The sequence below is a fragment of the Kitasatospora sp. GP30 genome (assembly GCF_029892145.1).
GTDB lineage: Bacteria > Actinomycetota > Actinomycetes > Streptomycetales > Streptomycetaceae > Kitasatospora > Kitasatospora acidiphila.
The window spans coordinates 142,251-159,280 of sequence record NZ_JARZAH010000015.1 but is presented as its reverse complement, the minus strand read 5'-3'; the positions used below and the strand labels follow the sequence as shown (position 1 = coordinate 159,280).

At 71.5% G+C, this 17,030-nt stretch carries 17 protein-coding genes and 1 pseudogene; 9 read left to right on the top strand and 9 right to left on the bottom strand.

The features are described from left to right. Both P3T35_RS22255 and P3T35_RS22250 read left to right on the top strand, forming a co-directional pair. Nucleotides 1-91 (top strand): adenosylhomocysteinase (locus P3T35_RS22255; RefSeq protein ID WP_280707407.1); only part of this gene is annotated, 91 nt, incomplete at its 5' end. A 48-nt stretch (nt 92-139) separates the two neighbouring features. Next, complete coding sequence (locus tag P3T35_RS22250) at nt 140-784, top strand: maleylpyruvate isomerase family mycothiol-dependent enzyme (RefSeq protein WP_101383955.1); 645 nt, start codon at nt 140-142, stop codon at nt 782-784. 16 nt (nt 785-800) lie between these two features. Here P3T35_RS22250 and P3T35_RS22245 read toward each other — a convergent pair whose 3' ends face one another. Continuing rightward, on the bottom strand, nt 801-1,526 hold the full coding sequence (locus P3T35_RS22245) for a PIG-L deacetylase family protein (protein WP_101383956.1): 726 nt from the start codon (nt 1,524-1,526) through the stop codon (nt 801-803). 308 nt (nt 1,527-1,834) lie between these two features. On the opposite strand from P3T35_RS22245, the gene P3T35_RS22240 reads away from it, so the two are divergent. Both P3T35_RS22240 and P3T35_RS22235 read left to right on the top strand, forming a co-directional pair. Beyond that, nucleotides 1,835-3,409 (top strand): class I tRNA ligase family protein, encoded by a 1,575-nt coding sequence (locus P3T35_RS22240; RefSeq protein WP_101383957.1) that lies wholly within the window; start codon nt 1,835-1,837, stop codon nt 3,407-3,409. A gap of 139 nt (nt 3,410-3,548) precedes the next feature. After that, nucleotides 3,549-3,758 (top strand): hypothetical protein, encoded by a 210-nt coding sequence (locus tag P3T35_RS22235; RefSeq protein WP_348533429.1) that lies wholly within the window; start codon nt 3,549-3,551, stop codon nt 3,756-3,758. A 93-nt stretch (nt 3,759-3,851) separates the two neighbouring features. Here P3T35_RS22235 and P3T35_RS22230 read toward each other — a convergent pair whose 3' ends face one another. Further along, a complete protein-coding gene (locus tag P3T35_RS22230) occupies nt 3,852-4,829 on the bottom strand; it encodes a helix-turn-helix domain-containing protein (protein ID WP_101383958.1) in 978 nt (325 codons plus the stop codon). Nucleotides 4,830-5,224: 395 nt separating this feature from the next. Between P3T35_RS22230 and P3T35_RS22225 the strand changes: the two genes are divergently transcribed. Beyond that, nucleotides 5,225-6,811, top strand: coding sequence for a helix-turn-helix domain-containing protein (locus P3T35_RS22225; protein ID WP_180356757.1), 1,587 nt, complete (start codon nt 5,225-5,227; stop codon nt 6,809-6,811). A 155-nt stretch (nt 6,812-6,966) separates the two neighbouring features. Here P3T35_RS22225 and P3T35_RS22220 read toward each other — a convergent pair whose 3' ends face one another. Next, on the bottom strand, nt 6,967-7,605 hold the full coding sequence (locus P3T35_RS22220; RefSeq protein ID WP_180356758.1) for an RICIN domain-containing protein: 639 nt from the start codon (nt 7,603-7,605) through the stop codon (nt 6,967-6,969). A 413-nt stretch (nt 7,606-8,018) separates the two neighbouring features. Between P3T35_RS22220 and P3T35_RS22215 the strand changes: the two are divergent. Together P3T35_RS22215 and P3T35_RS22210 are read left to right on the top strand one after the other, a co-directional pair. Beyond that, nucleotides 8,019-8,234 (top strand): annotated as a pseudogene (locus P3T35_RS22215) (ATP-binding cassette domain-containing protein); the annotation flags it as partial. A 219-nt stretch (nt 8,235-8,453) separates the two neighbouring features. Further along, complete coding sequence (locus tag P3T35_RS22210) at nt 8,454-8,714, top strand: hypothetical protein (protein WP_180356759.1); 261 nt, start codon at nt 8,454-8,456, stop codon at nt 8,712-8,714. 84 nt (nt 8,715-8,798) lie between these two features. Here P3T35_RS22210 and P3T35_RS22205 read toward each other — a convergent pair whose 3' ends face one another. The 6 genes from P3T35_RS22205 to P3T35_RS22180 all read right to left on the bottom strand — a co-directional run bounded on the left by P3T35_RS22205 (nt 8,799) and on the right by P3T35_RS22180 (nt 15,211). Continuing rightward, the gene (locus tag P3T35_RS22205) at nt 8,799-9,236 is read right to left on the bottom strand and encodes a Fur family transcriptional regulator (RefSeq protein ID WP_280707393.1); all 438 of its coding nucleotides are present in this window, start codon (nt 9,234-9,236) and stop codon (nt 8,799-8,801) included. A gap of 125 nt (nt 9,237-9,361) precedes the next feature. After that, nucleotides 9,362-10,381: a helix-turn-helix transcriptional regulator gene (locus P3T35_RS22200; protein WP_101385500.1), complete on the bottom strand. Its 1,020-nt coding sequence runs from the start codon at nt 10,379-10,381 to the stop codon at nt 9,362-9,364. Nucleotides 10,382-10,492: 111 nt separating this feature from the next. Next, on the bottom strand, nt 10,493-11,098 hold the full coding sequence (locus P3T35_RS22195) for a class I SAM-dependent methyltransferase (protein ID WP_180356760.1): 606 nt from the start codon (nt 11,096-11,098) through the stop codon (nt 10,493-10,495). A gap of 181 nt (nt 11,099-11,279) precedes the next feature. Continuing rightward, nucleotides 11,280-11,783, bottom strand: a complete 504-nt coding sequence (locus tag P3T35_RS22190; RefSeq protein ID WP_101383962.1) for a GNAT family N-acetyltransferase — start codon at nt 11,781-11,783, stop codon at nt 11,280-11,282. A 192-nt stretch (nt 11,784-11,975) separates the two neighbouring features. Further along, entirely contained in the window at nt 11,976-14,279 is a 2,304-nt protein-coding gene (locus tag P3T35_RS22185) for a heavy metal translocating P-type ATPase (RefSeq protein WP_101383963.1), read from the bottom strand. Continuing rightward, on the bottom strand, nt 14,276-15,211 hold the full coding sequence (locus tag P3T35_RS22180) for a hypothetical protein (RefSeq protein ID WP_280707390.1): 936 nt from the start codon (nt 15,209-15,211) through the stop codon (nt 14,276-14,278). The genes P3T35_RS22185 and P3T35_RS22180 overlap by 4 nt, the downstream gene beginning before the upstream one ends. Nucleotides 15,212-15,398: 187 nt before the next feature. On the opposite strand from P3T35_RS22180, the gene P3T35_RS22175 reads away from it, so the two are divergent. After that, a complete protein-coding gene (locus P3T35_RS22175; RefSeq protein WP_101383965.1) occupies nt 15,399-16,838 on the top strand; it encodes an MFS transporter in 1,440 nt (479 codons plus the stop codon). 66 nt (nt 16,839-16,904) lie between these two features. Next, the gene (locus P3T35_RS22170) at nt 16,905-17,027 is read left to right on the top strand and encodes a hypothetical protein (protein WP_280707388.1); all 123 of its coding nucleotides are present in this window, start codon (nt 16,905-16,907) and stop codon (nt 17,025-17,027) included. The last annotated feature ends 3 nt before the right edge of the window (nt 17,028-17,030 follow it).

Genomic DNA, 17,030 nt, shown 5'->3' with positions numbered 1-17,030 from the left:
CGTCAAGCTCACCACCCTGACCCAGGAGCAGGCCGACTACATCGGCGTCCCGGTCGAGGGCCCGTACAAGGCGGAGCAGTACCGCTACTGACGCATCGTCAACTCATCCATCGGCTAAGCGAGAAGGAAACCATGAGCCATGACCGCACATCGAGACCCGGACCGCCCCGGCAGGCTGCTGCGCATCGAACGTGAGACGCTGCTCCCACTGCTCCGCAGCCTGCCGGCCACCGAGTTCGAGCGCCGCACGGCCTGCCCGGCCTGGAACATCAGGGAGTTGATCGCACACTGCGGGGCCGCACTGGTCCGCATCATCGAAGGGCGACTGCCGGCCTTCACCCCCGAGCACAACGCGGCCGACGTGCACGAGCGCGCCGACTGGCCGCTGAGCGGCATCCTGGACGAACTCGACTACGGCATGGCCGAGGCCGGCCCCGCCATCGTGGCGGCCGGCGGCGAGTTGGACGTCATCGCACTGGGCGAATGGGTGCACGCCGGCGACGTCCGCGCGGCCCTCGGGATGCCCGGGGCATACCGGAGCGAGGGCCTGGCGGACGCGCTGGCACTGCTGGCCGCGGTGAGCCGGGACCGCGGCACCCCGAGGGTCTGCGCCTTCACCCCGCGCAGCTCCTGGCAGTTCGGCAACCTGGTCGCCGGCCGGGCACCGGCCCGACTGCACAGCGACGAGGACACGCTGATCCGGATGTACACCGGTCGGCCGGTCTCCGAGGAGCACTACGAACTGGTCGGTGCCGGCCGCGAGGAACTGGTCATCTACCACTGACCGGTGGCACGGCAGCTCAGAGCCGGACCACCTGGAAGGCCTCGGCCAGCCGGCCCGGGGCCAGCCGGCCGGCGACCGCGTGCTCGGTCTGCCAACGTCGCAGCAGGGCCTCCAGATCGGCCAGATTGGCAGTCTGCGAGGTGTGCAGCTTCAGCGCGGCGAACTTCTGGTCGAAGACATCGGTGACGTCCACGAAGTGGTTGGGGGAGGGGCCCATGATCAGCCAGATCTCCGGCACCTCCCACGCCGCCAGCCCCTCGTCCCGCAGCAACTCCGGGTGGGCGAACGGATTGCGGGCGTCCGGATAGACCGCCCGCAGGGCCGCCTCACCCGCCGCCCGGTGGTCCGGATGGACATCGGCGATCCGGTCCCAGTTGATCTCCGGACTGGGCAGCACCACCACCTCGGGCCGCACCTCGCGGATCACCCGGGTCAGATCGCGGCGCAGCTCCATGGTGGGCTCCAACCGCCCGTCCGGATAGGCGAGGAACCGCACCTCCCGCACCCCGGCGGCGGCCGCCGCCGCGCGCTGCTCGGCCCGGCGCAGCGGCGCGAGGCTCTGCCGGGGCAGAGCCTCGTCATAGCCGCCGTTGTCGCCGTCGGTCAGCACGCAGTAGGTCACCTCCGTCCCCTGTGCGGTCCACTGCAGCACCGTGCCGGCGGTGCAGAACTCGGTGTCATCGGGATGCGCGGTGACCACCAGCACCCTCTCCGGCGGCGAAACCTGGCGTTCCTGGGGCATGCGTCGCTCCTCTCGGCGGCTGGACGCCGCCAGGTTTACCCGAGGGCCCGGCGGCGGACAACGAGCCCGAAATGGCGCACCTCTGACATGGCGTCAATCCGTCACGGCCCGTCCGAGCAGCCCCATGGCGTCCACACGCCACGGCAGGTGGCCGCCGTGCCAACGGGCCCAGCGGCGGCATTCCGGCTGGCACGATGGAGCCCGCGCCCCGCCGATACCCCGAGCTGCCGACTGCCTCGGGGTGAGGACTCTCCCGGTCCGGCGCGCCCCGGTAACCCGCCCGGCCGTGACGGCAAGGAGGCACGTTCGTGTCAGCACCCGTATGGATCACCGCGACCCCGCCAGTGCCCGACGGCGAACTCCACGTCGGCCACCTGGCCGGGCCCTACGTCGCCGCCGACGTGCTGCGCCGCTACCTGAGCGCCGACGGCCGCCCGGTCCGCCTCACCAGCGGCATCGACCAGCACCACACCGCCGTCGAGCGCTGCGCACTGCTCCAGGGCCGCAAGGCCGACGAGGTCGCGGACGGCTACGCCGAGACCATCGCCGTCGACTGGGAGCGCGCGGGCGTCGAGTTCGACGACCTGCTGATCCCCAGCCGGCAGACCGGCTACCGCGGCCAGGTCCAGGACCTGCTCGCCCGACTGCACGCCGACGGTACCGTGGTCGCCCGCAGCCGGCTGCTGCCCTACTGCGAGCCCTGCGACCGCTGGCTGCACTCCGCCCTCGTCACCGGCGGCTGCCCGTACTGCGGCACCGCCACCACAGGCGGCGGCTGCCCGCAGTGCGCCCGGCCGAACGACTGCGGCGACCTGCTCGACCCGGTCTGCGCGCTGTGCGGCACCGCCACTGTGCTGCGCCAGTGCCGTCGCCTCTACCTGCCGCTGGAGGCGCACCGCGACCGGCTGCTGGAGTTCTGGCGCACCACGGCGATGCCGCCCCGGCTGGCCGTGCTGTGCGAGCAGTTGGCCCGGGACGGGCTGGTCGAGCTGGCGGTCAGCCACCCGGCGGACCGGGGCATCGAGGTGACCGTCGACGGGTTCGAGGACCAGCGGATCGACTCCCGGTTCGAGCTGGCGGCCGGCCACGTCCTGACCGCCCAGCGGCTCGCGCCCGAGACCGCGCCGCTGCAGTTCTTCGGCTTCGACCACGCGCATCACCAGGTGGCGGTGCTGCCCGCGCTGCTGCTGAGCCTCGGGCTGCCGGCGCCGGCCGGCTACCAGGTCAACGAGTTCGCCCGGTTCCAGGGGCGCAAGATGTCCACCTCGGCCCGCCACGCCGTCTGGGCACTGGACGCACTGACCGAGGCCGGCTCCGACGCGCTGCGCCGCCAGGTGCTCGCCGAGCGCCCGGTGGGGCGGGCCACCGACTTCAGCCTGGACGACCTGGACGGCGCCCGGGTGTTCCTGGAGGACACCTGGAACCCCTGGCTCGCCGGGCTGTTCGCCGCGGTGCGCGAGGAGTGCGCCGGACTCGTGCCGGAGGAGCAGCCGGACGGCACGGGCTGGCCGGTGCTGCACGACCGGCTGTGCGCCACCGTGGCCGAACTGCGCACCGCCTACGAGGCCGAGACTTTCGACCCGCGGCGCGCGGTCGCACTGCTGGACGAAGTGGTGCGGATGGCCACCGACTTCCAGCTGGTCAATGCCCATGAGCGGGAGCGCAGCAGCGGCCGCGCTCCCTACCGGGCCGCCCTGGCCGCCCAGTTGGCGGTGGCCCGGGCGCTTGCCGCCTGGGCCTGGCCGGTGATGCCGGAGGGAGCGGCCCGGCTGGCCCGCGCCCTCGGCGGCCGGCCAGGTGCCCCCGTGCGCTCCGACGCCCTCCAGGCACCCCGTCCGGGCACCCGCCTGGCGCCGCCCAGCGGGCCGGTGTTCGGGTTCTGACATCCGCTGGTCGGCACCCTGGCCCGGCGCCTGCTGCGGACGGTCGACGGTGCGACCGTCGGGTTCGCCGACGGCGAGTTGCGCACGCTCACCGACGACCCGGTGCGCGAAGGGGCTGCCCGTAACGGGCGAGCGCCACATGTACAAGATCCACCTCGGCTCGGGCAACATCCTGGTGTCGCCGAACGACCAGTACCTGTGCATCGTCCCGAAGGCCAACCCGGCCGCCCAACAGACCGGGTGCCTCCCCTTCGAAGGAGACCGCATGCTGGCTGTGGTCCTCAGCAAGGCAATGCTGCCGGCCGACGACACGAAGATCACGGACCCGACGATCCTGAGCCAGCTGTAGCGCCCCACGAGCCTGGACGTTCCGGAGGGCCGGCATCCGGGTGCCCGGCGGCACCGACAAACGAGCCCCACACCTGGCTGAACGGCGCCGCCGTCAGTGGGGGTTGGCGTTCAGCAGGTTGGTGCCGAGGGGCGTGAGGGTGTGGACGACGCGTTGTCCGTGGCGGGTTGAGGTGATGAGTCCGGCCGCTCGCAGGGTTGCGGTGTGTTGGGAGGCGGCTGGCGCGCTCACCTCGAGCAGGGCGGCAAGTTCTGTGGTGGTGCGGCCAGTGCCGATCGCCCGCAGTGCCGCGGCCTTGCCTTTGCCGATGAGGGCGACGAGACCGTCGACGGCAGGGGGTGGTGCCAGGACGGTCGGGGTGGCGGTGTAGGCGAACAGGGGCTGCTGCCACGGGCTGGTGAAGGCCGGGGAGAGCAGGCCGCAGAGGAACAGGTTGGGGGCGAGCACGATCTCTGTTCCGTCGGCTTCGTGCTTGGGGCGCGCCGGGATCGGGACCGGGGCCATGATGGTGAGTTCGAAGCGTGTGGGGTCACTGAACGCCGGGTCGAGGTCGGCCAGCATCCAGCTCGTTCCCCGCTCCCCGATGATGCCTTGACGCGCGCTGATGTCGGCGTTGAGCAGTTTGACCATGTCGGGCCAGTCGTCGACCAGGCAGGCGCGGTAGATGGCGTGGATGCCCTGCACGACGCGTTGCAGCTGCCGGTTGCCGCCGTCGAGCAGTCGGGCCACCGGCCTGGGGACGGGGCCCAGTTCGGCGTACCGGCCCAACTCGTCGTGCAGCCGCTCGGTGCTGACCGAGCTGATCACGTCGAGCTCGTCCGCCAGGCTGACGCCCGTCCGGGTCTGCGGCATCGGAGGTGTCAGGAAGTCCGGGAAGTAGAACGGATTGGCCGCTACCAGGTCGAGGAACGGGAGAGCACTGACCGGAACCCGGGAGCGGACCGTGCGCCACCAGCGACGGCGCGGTAGCGGAGTGCTGCTGTGCTGGTTGAGTCCGATCAGCAGATGCTGCATCGGTGAGACCGCGAACTGCACGGCAGCCGGTCCCTGTTCCCCGAGCTCCAAGGTCACTCGCACTGGTTCCCCCCAGGATCCTCGACGCCTTTAAGGCGCCGGCTTAAAGGCTGTCCGCGGGCGGGGCCAGTGAACCATCATCGGCCACGGGCGCTACGAGAAGCCGCAGGGCCCCGGACACGGAGTCGACCCTCAACAGCTCACGAGATGGGCCCTCGGCCGAATGGCATCGGGGATCGATCCACCAGTGCACGCACAGTGCTTCACCCTGCCCGAGAACAGGGATCGGGCAGCGGCCCGTCCCGGCACGCCCGGGGCGGGCCGCCGCCGGTCCGCAGCTCGACGTACCACCCGCCGCAGCGCTGCTGTCCGGCGGTGAGACGCGTCCCTACCCGCGGGTGGCGGCGCCCGACCGCGTGCTGGAGACGATGGTGCCGTTCGTATGGTCCCCTTTGCCCGATGACCTTCCGCCGGCCGCGCGGCGGCTCATTGTCGAACTGCGGGCCCTGAAGGACACCCACAACCTCTCCTTCCAGGACATCGGCCGGCTGACCCACTACAGCCGGGCCTCCTGGGAACGCTGGCTGAACGGGAAGCGGCCCGTCAACCGGTCGGCGCTGGAGAGCCTGCTGGTCGCGCTCGGCAACCAGAACACCTTGCTGCCGCGCCTCCTCGACGAGGCGGAGCGGGCCGCGGCGTCGACCGCCGCGGCGCCGCCAGCAGGGCCGTTGCCGATCGCGCCGGCCACGCCGCCCGCCGCCAGTGGCCTGGCGGTGACCAGGCCGCTGGCCCAACTGCCTGCGGCGGTGGCAGATTTCGTCGGACGGACCGAGCAGATCGACTGGCTGGCCGAGGTACTGCTGAGCAGCTGCGGCGCCCCCGGCCAGGTGCCCATCGCCGTGGTGACCGGAGGCGGCGGATTCGGCAAGACCGCGCTGGCGCTACAGATCGGGCATCTGCTCGCGCAGCACTTTCCCGACGGCCAGTTGCATGCAGACCTACGCGGTAGCGGCCCGGCGCCGCGCGACCCCGCCGACGTGCTGAACGGCTGGCTGCGTGACCTCGGGCAGCCACCCGAGTCGCTGCCCGCCGACCTCGATGCCAAGGCTGCCGGCTTCCGCAGCCTGGTGGCCGACAAGCGCTGCCTGGTGGTGTTGGACGACGCGGTGGACGTGGCCCAGATCCGCCCGCTGCTGCCGGGATCCTGCGGCAGCGCCGTCCTCGTCACCAGCCGCAGCCGGTTGGTGAGCCCGGCCGGTGCCGTGCTGGAGCACCTCGACGTCCTGCCCGCCACGGATGCGCGGTGCCTGTTCAGCCGCATCGTGGGGCCACCCCGGGTGCTGGCGGAGCCGGCGGCGGCCGAGGCCATCCTGGCGGCCTGCGGTGGCCTGCCACGCGCGGTGCGGCTCGCCGCCACCCGGCTGGCCAGCCGGCCCGAGTGGTCGCTCGACCATCTGGCCAAGACATTCGAAGGCGAGTCCGACCGCCTCGACATGCTGCAGGTCGCGGCGGTCGGCTTCACACCCCCCACCGGCATGACAGGGGAGTTCGGCCCCGCGCGGATCCTCAGCGTGCTCAGCCTGTTCCCCACCCCGGAGCTTCCGCTCCCCGCTGCCGCCGCGCTGCTGGGCCTCCCGGCGGGCCGGACCCGGCGACTGCTCGAGGAGGTGGTCGATGCCAGCCTGCTCGGCGCCGTCGCACCGGACCGGTACCGGATGCACGACCTGCTGCGGACCTACGCCCTTGAGCAGGCCGTGCGTGACCTGGCCCCCGCCGACCGGCTGGCCGCAACGCACCGCGTGGTCCGCTGGTACGTGCACACCGCCGAGCGGGCCTCGGCCCTGATCCGGTCGCAGTCCGGCTGCATCGTCCTCGAACCCGACCCCCCGCACGGACTCACGAGCGGCCTGGCCGACTCCGAGCAGGCAGTGGCCTGGTACACCGCCGAGCGGATCAACATCGCGGCGGTGAGTCGCCTCGCGACCTCCCTCGGCTGCCCGGCCGAGGCCCGGCTGCTCGCCACCGCGCTGCTCCCCTGACCGGCACCGGCCTGGCGGCAGCCGGCCTGGATGGGCGTGGGAACGTCACGGGTCGGGGAACGCGAGCGGCCGGCGCCGGTGACGGGGCCGGCCGCTCATCTCTCACGCCGCTTGCGGAGCCGCTCGTTCGCCGTGCGGAGCCATCGTGTTCGGCGTCAGCTGTGCAGCTCCCACAGGTGGTCGTCGTATCCGCCGTTGGCCCACGAGGAGTTGTAGCAGGGGTACACGGTCAGTGGCAGGTTGTTCGCCAGGTCGCTGCCGTTGCTGGCCCACCCGGACACGTCGAGGCAGAGGCCGTCGGAGTAGTTGACCACCTCGTAGTCGCCGTTGCCGCTGACGTCGTTCAGGTAGAACTCCTGGTTGTCCGCTGCGGGGTTGGAGTTGCAGTAGTAGGTGTACACGTGCGTGCCCGCCGGGTCGGAGCCGTAGTTCGGCAGGTCCATGCACAGGCCGCTCTTGTCGTTGACGAACTCGAAGAGCTGGGTGCCGTTCATCACGCGGGTCGGCTGGAAGTCCCACATCTGGTTGTCGCCGGATCCCAGGTTGCAGTTGTACTGCGTCACCGGGGTGTTGGGCGGGTTGGAGCCGTAGTTGGGCAGGTCCGCGCACTTGCCGGTGGCGTCGTTGTAGAAAGCCGCCTGGAGGGTGTAGTTGGAGGTGAACGTGGTGGCCTTGTGCGTGGTGCCGGCCGCGTGCGCGTTCATCGCTCCGGCGAACGGGACGAGGACGGCGAGGCCGCCGACGGCCAGGAGGCGGGTGGCGCGGTGCCGCATCGGCGAGGACAGGCTATTCATCGCTGAGGTGCCCTTCTTTCGATTGGTCTGGTGGGTCGTACTGGTCCGCCTGCGGGTCCGCGGTTCCCGGTGGCGGTGGTCCGTTCCGCTGTGAGGAAATCCTTGGCGGCAGCATGGGTGGCAGCCAAGAGTCCGAGGCATCCGGGCGACAGTCGCCACGGCGACCACTCGGCCGACTGCCCGATGGGATGCGTCTCCACCCGAGTGGCGACACCTCGGAGACCTGGCGGGTCTTCCAACATGCCTGCGTCATCCTTGAGATGGCGGCCAAGCGGTGAGGTGTCGGTGAGTCAGCCCGGTGCGGGGCCGGGCAGTTCGCGCCGCGTCAGCTGAACCCGATTCCTGCCGGGGTCGTCATCCGGCCGAACCGGCAGCGACGACACGGGAGGCAGCGGCAGGTCGAGGGGCGCAAGGTGGCCGATGATCCGGGACGGCATCACGGCCATGGGCCCCTGGTGGCGCTGAAAGGGGTCAACAAGCATTTCGGCGCGCTGCCCGTGCTGCAGGACATCGATTTCGAGCTCGCCCGGGGTGAGGTCGTGGTGCTGATCGGCCCGTCCGGTTCCGGCAGGTTGACGCTCTGCCGGACCATCAACCGGCTGGAGACCGTCGACTCGGGCACCATCACCCGAGGGCCTCGGCGAGGCTCTTGGTGAGGGTATTGACAAGGTTTGAGGCACCGCTCAGGGGACTGCTGTGGCAGAAGTGCGCCATGGCCTGGGTGCGACTTAGGAAGCCCTTTCCGTTGCCCGGGGGACGGACCACTATGGGTTCCGCGCCCACGGCGACCGGCCCGCGCCGACCGCCGGGAGCACCCGAGATCCCCTGAACTCCCGGAGGAAGAAGCCTTGTTCACCCACGCGCGCTCGCTGCGGACCGCCCTTCGCCTCGCCGTCCCGGCTGCTCTGATCGCGGTGCCGGCCGCAGTCGGCTTCGCCGTCGGGAGCCCCGCGCCCGCCGCCGCGCCGCACCCGGCCGTCGCCATCGTCTGGCCCCCGGCCGCGGCCGCAGCCCCGACCACCCAGGCCGGTGCGTCGGTGGCGCAGCCCGCCATCGTCTGGCCGCCCGCCGCTCCGCAGCCCGCGATCGTGTGGCCGCCAACGTCCTGACGGTCCGTCAGGCCGCCTCTGGCCGTTGCCTCATTGACGCAGCCCGCCATCGCATGGCACTAGCCTGACGATCCGTCAGATCGCTCACTCCGCCCCGCGCTTGCGGCAATCCGGGCACTCCCCGTGGTACACCACCTCGGTGTCGTCGACCCGCCAGCCGCGCAGCGCCGCCTTCGGTGCCGCGGGCGCCTCGACCTCGACGTTGGCCACCCGCCCGCAGCGGTGGCAGACCGCATGCTGATGCGGCGCCCCGGCGAGCTCGAAGACCGCCGTCCGGCCGGGGCGTTCGAACTTGCGGACCAGCCCGGTCTCCATGAAGTTGCGGAGCATCTCGTACACGGCCTGGCTGGTCAGCGTGCCCAGCCGGTCCCTGGCCGCCGCCGTGATGGACTCGACGTCCTGGTGCGGCTCGGCGGTCAGCAGCTGGAGCACCTCCAGGCGCGGGCTGGTGACCCGCAGACCGACGTCCCGGAGCAGCTGGATCGCCGCATCACGGTCTGTCGCCAGCGTGTTGAGTGCCATCAGCCCCACCATCAGGTCGACCAAAGATTTGGTTCAATCATACCTCTTGGTCGCCCTCAAGAGCAGGGCGCGACGGGGCGCACCAGCGCACCCGACAGGCGCACGCCCGTGCCTGCCCCTGCCCGCTAGTCCAGCCACCCCAGCTTCGCCGCCCGCACCCCCGCCTCGAAGCGGCTGGAGGCCCCGAGCTCCTGCATGACCTCCGACAGCAGCCGGCTGAGGGTGCGCAGCGAGATCCCCAGCGAGCGGGCGATCCGCTCGTCCTTCATCCCGGCCGCCAGCATCCGGATGGCCGCGTGCTGCTGATCGGTGAGCTTGTCGCTGCCGTGCTGGTACTCCTCGCTGCGGCCCAGCACGGCCGAGGTGTGCCAGCAGTAGTCGTAGAGCGCCAGGTAGGAGCGGACCAGCGCCGGGCCCCGGGCCAGGATCGCGCCGGCCTCCTGGTTGTCCGGGTCGACCGGCAGCAGTGCGGTGCGGCGGTCGCTGAGGATCATGTTCAGCGGCACCACGGCCGCCAGCCGGACCTCCACCCCGAGGTCGATCTGCTTCTGGAAGAACTCCGCCAGGGCGGGCACCGACTGGAACCGGTGCTGGTAGACCGCCCGGACCCGGACGCCCGCCTCGATCAGCCGGCGGTCGCGCTCCAGCCCCGCGGTGAGGAACTCGCCGGCCGGCAGCGCGCCCGGGTGCATCGAGGCGATCTCGGTGCGCGCCGTGTCCGAGAGGTCGTCCAGGGTCTGCTGGATCCGGTGATGACCGGTCAGCACCTCCACCTCGACCTCGGAGGGCACCACTGCGCCGCCGCGCAGGTAGCGCTGGGTGAGGTCCTGGACGGCGGCGTGGGTCCGCTGCGCGCGCCGCTGGCGGAGCTCCACCTCCTGGTTCTCGCGGGCGAGCATCCGCAGCAGCGCGACCTCGGGGTCGACGGTGGTCACCTGTCCGCTGTGGTCCTCGCAGCCGTCGGTGGTGATCAGGCCGAGGGCGTCAAGTTCCGCTCGGCACTCCGTGGCCTGCTGCGCGCTCAGGCCCAGGCCCGTCGCCAACTCGGCGTAGTCGCAGGTGCCACGGGCCCGGAGTTCCTGGTAGATCGAGAGCGCCTGTGTGGAGGACTTGCCGTTGGAAGACCTGCTGTTGTGCGAAGCCACCACGCCGCCCCCTCCCACGTCCAGTGTGTGGGCATATTACCTGACGGCGTGTTATCTGCTCGCAACCCAGCGAAACCCGGGTGAAACAACGGAAAGCGCGGTTGCGGGTCGTTATCGACCGCGCGGCGCGCACAACAGGAAGGTGCTCTCCAGGCCTTCGCAGAGCGGTCGGGTGTCCCGGCGGCGGATCCGCAGACCGGCCGCCCGCAGGTCGTCGACAATCGCCGCGGTTTCCAGGCCGGGCGCCATGATTCGCGGCCGACGTGCGCAGATGTAATCCAGCGCCAGGACGCCGCCGTCCCGCAGATGCGCGGCGACCTGCCGGAACAGGGCCGGCCGGACGGCCCGCGGCAGTTCCAGCACGGTGCCCGCGGCCAGCATCACCAGGCCGTAGCTGCGGCTCAGGCGCAGCTGCGCCAGATCGGCCTCTATGGTCGTGACGCGACCTTGGACAACGTCAAGTCGGCCGGCCCAGTCGCGCAGTCGGACGAGCGACGGGCCGTCGTGGTCCACCGCGTCGACGTCGAAGCCCTGCCGGGCGAGCGGCACGGCGAACCGCCCGTCTCCGGAGCCGAGATCCAGCACCGGCCCCTCGGTGGCGCGAGCCGCTCGCAGGTATTCCAGAATATCGGCGCCGTGCGCGCCGGCCAGCCAGTCGGCCTCGCTGTCCAGGGGCGGGAATACCGAGATTTCCGGCTGTCCGACGAGCAGGTCCATAAAGCTCCTCCGGGAGGGGAATGGCGTGGGAATTCCGGTCGGGGAAGGCCATTTCATTGTGGGGTCGACCGGGGGAGAAGACCAGGAATCCGCGCGGCGCAAGCACGCCGCGGCCGGTCCACGCCAAGGAGGAGGCCAGGGGGGAGGCCAGGGGAGAGGCCAAGGAGGAGCCGCTCGTCGGTCAGATCGCCCGCCGCAGCCGCAGGTCGCCGTCGCTCGGACCGTCGGCGGCGGCCTGGAAGCCCTGGCTGGTGAGGAACGGCAGCGCGGCGGTGTCGGAGCCGTCGCCGTGCAGGTTGACCCACTGCTGGTGGGCGCCGCGGGCCAACTGCTGCCCGGTGACGGCGTCCAGCAGCGAGCGGCCGATGCCCCGGCGGCGGTGCTCCGCGTCGACGCAGAGGTTGTAGACCTCGCCCGACCCGATGGTGGTGATGCCGCCCGCCGCCGCACCGACCACCGTGCCGTCGTGGTCGGCGACCTGCCAGCCCAGCCAGCCGTCCCCGGCGCCGGACGCCGAGATCTCCACGGCGATCCGGTCCACCCGGCAGTAGCAGGCGATCAGCCGCTCGGTGCGCTGGCCGCCGAGGTACTCCGCATAGTCGTCGCGCCAAGTGGTCGCGAGGAGGCGGGAGATGGCCGCGGCCTCCGCCGGACGGGCAGGACGCAGCTCCACCGTCGGGTCCATCGATCGGTCCTCTTTTCGGCGTGTGAGCGGTAGTGCAGGCCAGTAGAGCGGAGCGAATAGGCGAAATCAAGCCCGCTTCCCGGCACCGGAGTTCTGCGAATTTACTTAGGAATCCGGTGAGAACGGCGGCAAATGACGGTGGTACCGGCCGGCCGTGGGCCGAGCGGTACCACCGGGTGCGCGAGTCTCGGGTCAGTCGGCCGTGTTGAGCTGCGGCAGCGGCCGGAACCGGCGCAGCCGCAGGCTGTTGGAGACCACGAAGACCGAGGAGCAGGCCATCGCCGCGCCCGCGATCATGGGGTTCAGCAGTCCGGCCGCGGCCAGTGGCAGCGCCGCCACGTTGTAGGCGAAGGCCCAGAACAGGTTGGACTTGATGGTCGACAGGGTCTTGCGGGACAGCCGGATCGCGTCGGACGCCACCCGCAGGTCGCCGCGGACCAGGGTGAGGTCGGCGGCCTCGATCGCCACATCGGTGCCGGTCCCCATCGCCAGCCCGAGGTCGGCCTGGGCCAGCGCGGCGGCGTCGTTGACGCCGTCCCCGACCATGGCCACCCGCCGACCTTCCGACTGCAGGCGCTTGACCACGTCCGCCTTGTCGGCCGGCAGCACCTCGGCGATCACCTCGTCGATCCCGACCTCGGCCGCCACCGAGCGGGCCACGGTCGCGTTGTCACCGGTCAGCAGCACCGGAGTCAGGCCCAGCCGGCGCAACTGCCGCACCGCGTCCGCCGAAGTGGGCTTGACGGTGTCGGCCACCACCAGCACGCCCCGCGCCTTGCCGTCCCAGCCGACCGCGACGGCCGTCCGGCCGGCCGCCTCGGCCGCGCTCTTGGCCCGCTCCAACTCCACGCCCAGCGGCTGACTCCACTCCTGCAGCAGCTTGGTCCGGCCGACCAGCACCGCGTGTCCGTCCACCACGCCCTGCACGCCGAGGCCCTCGATGTTGGTGAAGTCCGCCACCGCCGGCAGCTCGCCGGCCCGCTGCACCGCGCCCTTGGCGATCGCCCGGGCGATCGGGTGCTCCGAGGCGTCCTCCAACGCACCGGCCAGCCGCAGCAGTTGCTCCTCGTCCTCACCCTCGGCGGTGATCACCTCGACCAGCGCCATCTGGCCGGTGGTGACGGTTCCGGTCTTGTCCAGCACCACGGTGTCGATCCGGTGGGTCGACTCCAGCACCTCAGGACCCTTGATCAGGATGCCCAGTTGGGCGCCGCGCCCGGTGCCGACCAGCAGCGCGGTCGGGGTGGCCAGGCCGAGGGCGCACGGGCAGGCGATGATCAGCACGGCGACCGCGGCGGTGAACGCCTCACCGGCACCGGACCCGGCACCCAGCCAGAACCCGAGGGTGGCCACGGCCAGCGCGATCACGATCGGCACGAAGATCCCGGACACCCGGTCGGCGAGCCGCTGCACCTCCGCCTTGCCGTTCTGCGCGTCCTCCACCAGTCGTGCCATCTGGGCGAGTTGGGTGTCCGAGCCGATCCGCTCGGCCCGCACCAGGAGCCGGCCGCCGGCATTGACGGTGGCACCGGTCACCGGGTCGCCGACCGACACCTCGACCGGCACCGACTCGCCGGTGAGCATGCCGGCGTCGATCGCCGAACTGCCCTCCACGATCACGCCGTCGGTGGCGACCTTCTCACCGGGACGCACCACGAACACGTCGCCGACGCCCAACTGCCCGATCGGGATCCGCTCCTCGCGCCCGTCCCGGACCACCGAGACGTCCTTGGCGCCGAGTTCCAGCAGCGCCCGAAGCGCGGACCCGGCCCGGCGCTTGGCCCGGGCCTCGAAGTACCGCCCGGCCAGGATGAAGGTGGTGACGCCGGCCGCGGCCTCCAGGTAGATGTTCCCGGCGCCGTCGCTGTGCCCGATGGTCAGGTCGAACGGGTGGTGCATGTGCGGCATGCCCGCGCTGCCCAGGAAGAGCGCGTACAGCGACCAGCCGAGCGCCGCCAGGGTGCCGACCGAGATCAGGGTGTCCATGGTGGCCGCGCCGTGCCGCAGGTTGGTCCAGGCGGCCTTGTGGAACGGCCAGGCGCCGTACGCGACCACCGGGGCGGCCAGCGTCAGCGACGCCCACTGCCAGTTGTTGAACTGCAGCGCGGGGACCATCGCCAGCAGGATCACCGGAACCGCCAGCGCGGCCGAGATCAGCAGCCGCAGCCGCAGCGTGGTGACATGGTCGTTCCCGTCCTCGGCGGCCTCGCTCCCGGCGCCGCCCTGCTCGCCCTCGGGCTTGGGCGGCAGCGGCAGGGTGGCGGTGTAGCCGGCCTTCTCCACCTGCGCGACCAGGTCCTCGGGCGTGATGCCGCTCGGGAAGCTGACCTTGGCCTTCTCGGTGGCGTAGTTGACGGTGGCGGTGACGCCCTCCATCTTGTTCAACCGCTTCTCGATCCGGGCCGCGCAGGAGGCGCAGGTCATCCCGCCGATCAGCAGCTCGACGCGGTCCTCCTCACCGGTCGGCAGGACCGGTCCCTGGACGGTGGAACTCATCGTCCCTCCTCGGTGCTCGCAGTGGCGTGGACGGTGAACGCGGCGGTGTGCACGACCCCGGCGCGCTGGAAGTCCAGGAACAGCCGGTAGTCGCCGGCGGTGGGCACGGTGACGTAGAACGCCACGTCGGGCCCGGCAGCGGTGTGCCCGTCGCCCGGCTCGCCGTCCGGGTGGACGTGCAGGTAGCCCAAGTCCCCGGCTCGCATGGCCACCAGGTGCCCGTAGGCGCCCAGGTACGGCTGGAGGTCGGTCACCAGGCCGTGGCTGTCGGCGATCTCGAAGGTCAGCTTGGCACTCTGACCGGCCGTCACCTGGCCGTCCATGGTGACGGTGTAGCCGTCGACGCTGGCGCTGGTGGCCGGTGCGGGCAGCGGCTGCGGCTGGTAGTCGCCGGCCACCGCCAGGTCGGTGCCCAGGGTGACGTTCTCGGTGGCGCCGGCCGGAGTGAAGTCGGCCACCATCCGGTAGCCGCCGGCGGCCGGGAAGGTCACCGGGACGTGCCAGCTGCCGTCGGCCGCCAGTGTCGGGTGCAGATGCTGATATCCCGTCAAGTCATCGCGGAGCAGGATCAGATGGAGCTCCTTGCCGTGCTCCTCCTGGTAGGAGGTGAGCGGCGCGCCGTTCGGGCCCCGGACGGTGAAGCCCAGGTCGGTCTGCTGACCTGGCGTCGGATTGGCGGGCCGGGTCTGCAGCGCATAGCCGTGGTCGAACGCCGCCAGGGCTCCGGCGGCCGGAGCTTCGGCGCTCGGCTGTCCCGATGACATGCCCGGCATCCCTGGCATGCCCGGCATGTCGTTGCTCCCGTGCGCGCTGCCCGCGGTCTTCTTGGCGCCCGTGTCCAGCGGACCGACCGCATGGCCGATGCCGGCGGCCCCACCCAGAACCACGACCAGTCCCAGAGCGAACGCTGCCAAGCGAGTTGGGGTGTTCACCGTCCTGTCTCCTCTCCACATTCAACGATTAGAACCCTACCCCCCTAGGGTATAGTTCGCAATGTCGACGCGGACCGGCGGACGGCATGCCCGGTCATGCCGGTCACCGCAGCAAATCCCCGATGTCCCCGCCCTGTCGGCTTCCCCCGCCGCAGGCACATACCCCTAACGGGTAGGGAGTACGAAAATGACAACCCCGCAGTCCGGGCCCAATCCCCGTCGGTGGCGCGCACTTGGCCTGATCGCCGTCGCGCAGTTCATGGTGATCATGGACACCTCGATCATCGGTGTCGCCCTGCCCAAGATGCAGACCGCACTCGGCTTCAGTCAGGAGAACCTCTCCTGGGTCTTCAACGCCTATGTGGTCGCCTTCGGCGGCCTGCTGCTGCTCGGCGGCCGGCTCTCCGACCTGTTCGGCGCCAAGAAGCTGTTCAGCACCGGCTGGGCGGTCCTGGCGGCCGGCTCGCTGGTGGCCGGCCTGGCCGGCAACGTCACGGTGGAGCTGATCGGCCGCGCCGCCCAGGGCCTCGGCGCGGCGATGATCGCGCCGTCCGCGCTCACCCTGCTGATGATGCTGTTCGGCTCCGAGCCCAAGGAGCTCACCAAGGCCTTCGCCCTCTACGGCGCCGCCGCACCGGCGGGCGGCACCGCGGGCGTCTTCCTCGGCGGCGTCATCACCCAGTACCTCAGCTGGCCCTGGGTGTTCTTCATCAACATCCCGGTCGCCCTGGCCGCCCTGCTCCTCACCCCCTCGCTGATGCCCGCCGTGCCGCGCCGCACCGGCCGGATCGACTTCCTGGGCGCACTCACCGTGACCGCCGGCCTGGCCGTCGCCGTCTACGCCATCGTCCAGGCCCCGCAGGCCGGTTGGGGTTCCGTCTCGACCATCGCCCCGCTGCTGGTCGGCATCCTGCTGATCGTCGCCTTCGTGGCCATGCAACTGCGCCGCAGTGAGCCGCTGATGCGCATGAGCATCTTCCGCACCCCGAACCTCGGCGCCGCCAACGGCGCCCAGTTCCTGCTGGCGGCCGCCTGGATCCCGATGTGGTTCTTCCTCAACCTCTACCTGCAGCAGGTGCTGCACCTCGGCGCCTTCGCCAGCGGCGCGGCACTGCTGCCGATGACCATCAGCATCATGGTCATCATGATCACGCTGGCCCCGCGCCTGATCGCCAAGTTCGGGCCGAAGCCGCTGATCGTCACCGGCCTGGTGCTGCTCGCCATCGGCCTCGGCGGCCTCTCGATGGCCCGGCCCAACGGCAACTTCTGGGTCGACGTGCTGCCCGCCTCGCTGATCGCCGCGATCGGCATGGCGCTGGCCTTCATCCCGTCGCTCGGTACCGCGATCTCCAGCGCCCCGCCGGAGGAGGGCGGCCTCGCCTCGGGCATCGTCAACACCAGCTACCAGGTCGGCTCCGCCATCGGCCTGGCCGCCATGACCGCCCTGGCCGGCGCCGAGACCAGCGGCACCACCGCCAAGGGCCTCACCGACGGCTTCTCCGCCGCCTTCGTCGGCGCCGCCGCGATCGCCGTCCTGGGTGCACTGCTCGCCGTCGCCACCCTCCGCTTCCCGAAGCCCGCCACCGAGGGCGAGCTGACGGATGCTCGGGAGTCGGCCTCGGTCTGACACCTCCTCACCAGGGCGGGCCCACCACGGGCCCGCCCTCGGGTTTCCGGAAGGAGAACCGCCCCGATGCGAACCACCCTGCTGCGCCTGCTCCGCCACCCGGCCACCCGCTGTCTGGTCGCCTGCCTGGCGGCGGCCGTGCTCCGCGCAGCCGCTGCTGCGGATGATCGACCGGCTCCCTCCCGGTGAACT

Coding starts and splice junctions, on each gene's coding strand:
- P3T35_RS22250 (WP_101383955.1), top strand. CDS start 140: ATGACCGCACATCGAGACCCGGACCGCCCCGGCAGGCTGCTGCGCATC.
- P3T35_RS22245 (WP_101383956.1), bottom strand. CDS start 1,526: ATGCCCCAGGAACGCCAGGTTTCGCCGCCGGAGAGGGTGCTGGTGGTC.
- P3T35_RS22235 (WP_348533429.1), top strand. CDS start 3,549: ATGTACAAGATCCACCTCGGCTCGGGCAACATCCTGGTGTCGCCGAAC.
- P3T35_RS22220 (WP_180356758.1), bottom strand. CDS start 7,605: ATGAATAGCCTGTCCTCGCCGATGCGGCACCGCGCCACCCGCCTCCTG.
- P3T35_RS22205 (WP_280707393.1), bottom strand. CDS start 9,236: ATGGCACTCAACACGCTGGCGACAGACCGTGATGCGGCGATCCAGCTG.
- P3T35_RS22195 (WP_180356760.1), bottom strand. CDS start 11,098: ATGGACCTGCTCGTCGGACAGCCGGAAATCTCGGTATTCCCGCCCCTG.
- P3T35_RS22190 (WP_101383962.1), bottom strand. CDS start 11,783: ATGGACCCGACGGTGGAGCTGCGTCCTGCCCGTCCGGCGGAGGCCGCG.
- P3T35_RS22185 (WP_101383963.1), bottom strand. CDS start 14,279: ATGAGTTCCACCGTCCAGGGACCGGTCCTGCCGACCGGTGAGGAGGAC.
- P3T35_RS22175 (WP_101383965.1), top strand. CDS start 15,399: ATGACAACCCCGCAGTCCGGGCCCAATCCCCGTCGGTGGCGCGCACTT.
- P3T35_RS22170 (WP_280707388.1), top strand. CDS start 16,905: ATGCGAACCACCCTGCTGCGCCTGCTCCGCCACCCGGCCACCCGCTGT.